3 protein-coding genes are annotated in these 1,384 nt (G+C 60.5%); all 3 read right to left on the reverse strand.

Going from position 1 to position 1,384, the window contains the following annotated elements; genetic code table 11:
• On the reverse strand, positions 1-508 hold a 508-nt coding region (locus V8324_RS21870), incomplete at its 3' end, for an IS66 family transposase zinc-finger binding domain-containing protein (RefSeq protein ID WP_336421993.1).
• A 62-nt stretch (positions 509-570) separates the two neighbouring features.
• Positions 571-918: an IS66 family insertion sequence element accessory protein TnpB gene (gene tnpB / locus V8324_RS21875; protein ID WP_336421994.1), complete on the reverse strand. Its 348-nt coding sequence runs from the start codon at positions 916-918 to the stop codon at positions 571-573.
• Complete coding sequence (gene tnpA / locus V8324_RS21880) at positions 915-1,286, reverse strand: IS66-like element accessory protein TnpA (RefSeq protein ID WP_336421995.1); 372 nt, start codon at positions 1,284-1,286, stop codon at positions 915-917. The genes tnpB and tnpA overlap by 4 nt, the downstream gene beginning before the upstream one ends.
• Between the last annotated feature and the right edge of the window lie 98 nt (positions 1,287-1,384).

Below are 1,384 nucleotides of genomic sequence, written 5' to 3' on the forward strand. Positions count from 1 at the left end.
ACTTCTTCACCCGGGCGATCTCGATCACCTTGATTTGCGCTGCGATCATGTCGAGCAATTCGCTGACGTCTTCGCCGACCACGCGCAGATCCCCGCCGCACTCCGGGCAATTGTCGCCGGGATCAAGTTCGCGGCGTTCGCGTGGCGTGTTCTTTGACACCCTTGGACGACGGCGCGGTTTCTTCTCCGATGGGGTTTCACCCTCTTCGGATGGAGGGTCTTGCTCCAGGGTTTCGTCGTCTTCGGAGGACGCGTCACCAACCTCCGCCGTAGCGATCATCAGGTCTTCGAGCGCCAGTTCGAGCTGTTCGATCTCGCGCTCGATCTTTTCAGAGCTGGCGCCGAACTTCTGTTTCTTGAGCTTGGCAATCCGGATACGCAGCGCTTGCACGAGCAGATCATGCGCGCGCAGCGTCGCCGACATCTTCGCGTTTTCGGCCTGCAGGGCAGCAATCATCGCCTTCAGAACGATGGGGTCATCGGGCATATCTACAGGCGATTGCGACATGCCTATTTATAGCAAATCATGCCGCAGAGCGCCATAAAAACACGGCATTTCAGACAGATAAATTACCCGACCCGAGCCGGGGGCGCACCCCAGTCGGGCCTGCGCCAGTCGATTCCTTCCCAAAGCATTGCCAACTGGGCCGAGGTCAGTCTTGCCACACCCTCGGTTGCCATCGGCCACGGAAACCGGCCATGCTCGAGCACCTTGTAATAGAGGCAAAACCCCTGGCCGTCCCAATACAGCACCTTGATCCTGTCGCCGCGGCGTCCGCGGAAGACGAAGACCGCCCCGCTGGCAGGCTTCTGTCGCAAAACGTCCTGCGCGATCGTGGAGAGCCCTGCGATCCCCTTGCGCATGTCGGTAACCCCACAGGCCAGGTAGACCCGCACTCCGGTCCCGGGCCCGATCATGCCCCCTCCACCGCACGGATCAGCTGCATCAACGTGGCCTCATCCATAACGCTGTCAAACCGAAGTGTGCGCCCCTTGGCCAGACCCAATTCAACCGATACCGAGGTTGCTGCCGGGACCGGCGCCTCCGGCGCGCACTCGATGGCGGGAACACCTATCGGCAGGAAGATGGCACCCTCTTCCGGGGACCATAGTCCTTTCTTCTTCAGCTCGTGCCGCCAAGCGTAGATCTGCTGCCGGGTAACATCGTTGCGCTGCGCCACCTGCGTGACCGTCGCCCCATCGATGCCGACAGACGACACGATCAACAGCTTATCTTGATCACTCCAACGACGCCGCCGTTCAATCCCGAGAATTTCGCCCCGCATAACACCTCCGCATAAGACACGTCGTTAGCGACGTCGTTATGCACGTGTCTTAGCCCATCTGGGCAAATGCGGGCAGGCGGTGCCAACCGGGTGATTAC

It is taken from the genome of Roseovarius sp. D22-M7, assembly GCF_037083785.1.
Classification (GTDB): domain Bacteria; phylum Pseudomonadota; class Alphaproteobacteria; order Rhodobacterales; family Rhodobacteraceae; genus Roseovarius.